The sequence below is a fragment of the Amycolatopsis sp. SID8362 genome (assembly GCF_010550475.1).
Lineage (GTDB): Bacteria > Actinomycetota > Actinomycetes > Mycobacteriales > Pseudonocardiaceae > Amycolatopsis > Amycolatopsis eburnea.
The window spans coordinates 1-3,902 of record NZ_JAAGNB010001879.1; the positions used below are offsets into that span (position 1 = coordinate 1).

The 3,902-nt window shown below is 74.9% G+C and carries 2 protein-coding genes; both read left to right on the plus strand.

Features of this window, described 5'->3' with window-relative positions; genetic code table 11:
• Positions 1–1,428 (plus strand): fatty acyl-AMP ligase (locus tag G3I65_RS56305; RefSeq protein WP_160704844.1); only part of this gene is annotated, 1,428 nt, incomplete at its 5' end.
• The coding region (locus tag G3I65_RS56310) for a type I polyketide synthase (protein WP_160704846.1) at positions 1,425–3,902 on the plus strand (2,478 nt) is incomplete at its 3' end. The genes G3I65_RS56305 and G3I65_RS56310, both read left to right, overlap by 4 nt.

Here is a 3,902-nt window from a genome sequence, read left to right on the forward strand (position 1 = left end):
GCCGGGCTGGTCGCCGTGCCGCTGTTCGCCCCCGGCCTGCCCGGTCACGAAGGCCGTCTCGCCGGCGCGCTCGCCGACTGCACCCCGCGGGTCGTGCTGACGACCGCGGCGGACTTCGACGCGGTGCGGGAGTTCACCGCCGGGCCGGAGGTCGTCGCCGTGGACGCGGTCCCGGAGGCCGAGCCGCGCGAGTGGCCCCGGCCCGATCCGGACGCCGTCGCCTACCTGCAGTACACGTCGGGCTCGACGCGCTCGCCCGCCGGTGTCGTGCTGACCCACCGCAACGTGCTCGCCAACGCCCGTCAGGCCTGCGCGGCCTACGGCGTCGAGAGCCGGACGACGTCGACGGTCAGCTGGCTGCCGCTGTTCCACGACATGGGCCTGATCCTGGGCATCGGGGCGCCGATGGTCGGGGGGATGGCGTCGGTGCTGATGGACCCGCTGGCGTTCCTCGAACGGCCCGCGCGGTGGCTGCAAGCGCTTTCGGCGAGCCCGGGTGCGATCAGCGCGGCCCCCAACTTCGCGTACGCCTACAGCGCCTCCCGCGTGACCGAGTCCGAGAAGGACTTCCTGGAGCTGAGCCGGGTCGTGTCGCTGATCAACGGCAGCGAACCGGTGCTCCCCACCACGATCGCGAAGTTCCAGGACGCCTTCGGCGGGTGCGGGCTGCGGCCCGAGGCGCACCGGTCGTCCTACGGCCTGGCGGAGGCCACCGTGCTCGTTTCCGTGACCGACAGCGGGACCCAGGCCCGGCAGGTCACGTTCGACCGGGACCGCCTCGCCGCCGGGTTCGCCGTTCCGGCCGCGGCCGGCACCACGCTCGTCTCGTGCGGCCGCCCGGCAGGCCAGCGGGTGCGGATCGCCGACCCGGTGACCGGGAACGCCGTCGAGCCGGGGGAGGTCGGCGAGATCCGGGTCAGCGGCCCGAACGTCGGCCGCGGCTACTGGGGACGGCCCGACGCGTCGGCGGCGGTCTTCGGCCTGCCGCCGCTCGACCCGGAGACCGGCGAAGGCTGGCTGGCGACCGGCGACCTCGGCGTGCTCTTCGACGGCGAGCTGTTCGTCACCGGCCGGCTCAAGGACCTGGTCGTCGTCGACGGCCGCAACCACTACCCGCAGGACATCGAGCAGACCGTGGAGGCGCACCCGGCCGTGCGGCCCCACTCGGCGGCGGCGTTCGCGATCGAGGTGCCCGACGGGGAGGCGGCGGTGGTCGTGCTGGAACGCGCGAAGGACTTCGAAGCCGAGGTCGGCGGCGCGGTCGCGGACCTGCGGGCCGCGGTGTCGGCCGGGCACGGGCTGCGCCTGCACGACGTCGTCTTCCTGGCACCCGGCGAGGTGCCGCGGACCTCGAGCGGGAAGATCAGCCGGGCGCGCTGCCGGGCGTCCTATGCGGACGGTTCGCTGGCCGAGCGGCGGCTCGCGTGAACGCGGCCGGGATCCGTGCCTGGCTGCGGGAACGGCTCGGCGACGTCGACGCCGACCGTCCGCTCCAGGAGCTGGGACTGTCCTCACGGGACGCGACGGCGCTCGCCGCCGACCTGGGCCGGTTCGTCGGCCGCCCGCTGGCGCCGACGCTCGTGTGGCAGTACCCGACGATCGCCGCGCTCGCCGCGCACTTGTCCACAGTGGAATCGACGCCGGTCGCGGAGCCGTCGCGGGAAGCGGGGGAGCCGATCGCGATCGTCGGCCTCGGCTGCCGCCTGCCGGGCGGGATCGAGACACCGGAGGCGTTCTGGCGGTTCCTCGACGCCGGCGGCGACGCGATCGGCGACGTCCCGGCGGGCCGCTGGGAGACGTTCGCGCCCGCCGGAGACCTCGCCGGACTGCCGGCGCGGGGCGGGTTCCTCGACGACGTCGCCGGTTTCGACGCGGCGTTCTTCGGCATCACGCCGCGCGAGGCCGAGGCGATGGACCCGCAGCAGCGGATCCTCCTCGAAGTCGCGTGGGCGGCGCTGGAGCACGCCGGGATCCCGCCGCACCGCCTGCGCGGCAGCCGGACCGGCGTGTTCGTCGGGCTGTCGGCCACCGAGTACGGCTCGCTGACGATGACCGACGTCGCGGGCGTCGACGTCTGGTCGGGCACCGGGGCGGCGGCCAGCATCGCGGCAAACCGGCTGTCCTACCTGCTCGACCTGCGCGGGCCGAGCCTGACGCTGGACACCGCGTGTTCGTCGTCGCTGGTCGCGGTGCACCAGGCGGTGCAGAGTCTGCGCCGCGGCGAGAGCGACCTCGCGCTCGCCGCGGGGGTGAACGTACTGCTGTCGCCGGGGATCACGGCCGGGTTCCACCGGGCCGGGGTGCTCGCCACCGACGGCCGCTGCAAGCCGTTCGACGCCGCCGCGGACGGCATCGTGCGCGGCGAGGGGTGCGGCGTGGTCGTGCTGAAGCCGCTGCGCGCCGCGCGGCGGGACGGTGACCGGGTGCTGGCGCTGATCCGGGGCAGCGCGGTGAATTCCGACGGACGCTCCAACGGCCTCACGGCACCGAACCCGGAGGCGCAGGCCGCGCTGCTGCGGGACGCCTACGCCGGGATCGATCCCTCCACTGTGGACTACGTCGAAGCGCACGGAACCGGTACGCCGCTGGGGGATCCGCTCGAGGCCGGGGCGCTTTCGGCGGTGCTCGGGCGCGACGCGGACCGGCCGTTGCTACTCGGCTCGGTGAAGAGCAACCTCGGGCACCTCGAAGGGGCAGCCGGGATCGCCGGGCTGCTCAAGGTGGTGCTGGCGATGACGCACCGGCGGCTGCCGGCGAGCCTGCACTTCCGTGCGCCGAACCCGTACATCGACTTCGCCGGGTTGCAGGTGGTCACGGAGGGGACCCCGTGGCCGCGGTACCCCGGGACGGCGCGGGCGGGCGTGTCGGCGTTCGGGTTCGGGGGGACCAACGCCCACGTCGTCCTCGAAGAGTGGCCCGCCGCGACGTACCCGGTCCGGGCCGAGTCGTCGGGGCCGCAGGTGTTCGCGCTCTCGGGGCGGTCGGACGCGGTGCTGCGGGCGCGGGCCGGGGAGCTGGCGAACTGGCTCGCCCAGGATGACGTGCCGCTCGGCGCGGTCGCGGCCACGTTGGCGCACGGGCGCGAGCACCTGCCGGTGCGGGGCGCGGCGGTGGGCGAGAGCCGGGAGGAAGTCGTCGAGGCGCTGCGCGAGCTGGCGGCCGGGCGGGGTGTCGCGGGTCAAGCCGATCCCGAGCCCAGCGTGGTCTTCGTCTTCTCGGGCTACGGGTCGCAGTGGGCGGGCATGGGGCGGCTTCTGCGCGAGTCCGAACCCGCTTTCCGTGCCGAGATCGAGACCCTTGATCCCGTTTTCGTCGAGGGAGCCGGGTTTTCCCTGTCCGAAGCGCTCGACCGGGATCTGCCGGACCTCGCCGCGACCCAGCTGACGTTGTTCGGCGTGCAGCTCGCCCTCGCCGCGCTGTGGCGGGCGCACGGCGTGACCCCCGCGGCCGTCCTCGGGCACTCGATGGGCGAGGTCGCCGCGGCCGTCGTCGCCGGGGCGCTGGACGTGGCCGACGGCCTGCGCGTCATGGCCACCCGGGCGCGGCTGCTCACCGAACTCGACGAGTCGGGGGCGGGGGCGATGGCCGTCGTCGAGCTGTCGCCCGCCGAACTCGCGGAGTTCCCGGAGGTCGCGATCGCGGTGTACGCGTCGGCCACCCAGTGCACCGTCAGCGGGCCGGCCGACCAGGTCGAAGCGCTCGTGGAGCACGCCGAACGCCTCGGGCGGCTGGCGCGGCGGCTGCCCGTCGGCGGCGCTGGGCACTCCGCCGCCGTCGACGCCGTGCTCGGGCGGCTCCGCGACGACCTGGCCGGGCTGACTCCGGGTGAGGCCGGAATTCCGTGCTACAGCAGCGTTCTCGACGACCCACGGGAGACGCCGACGTTCGACGTCGAGTACTGG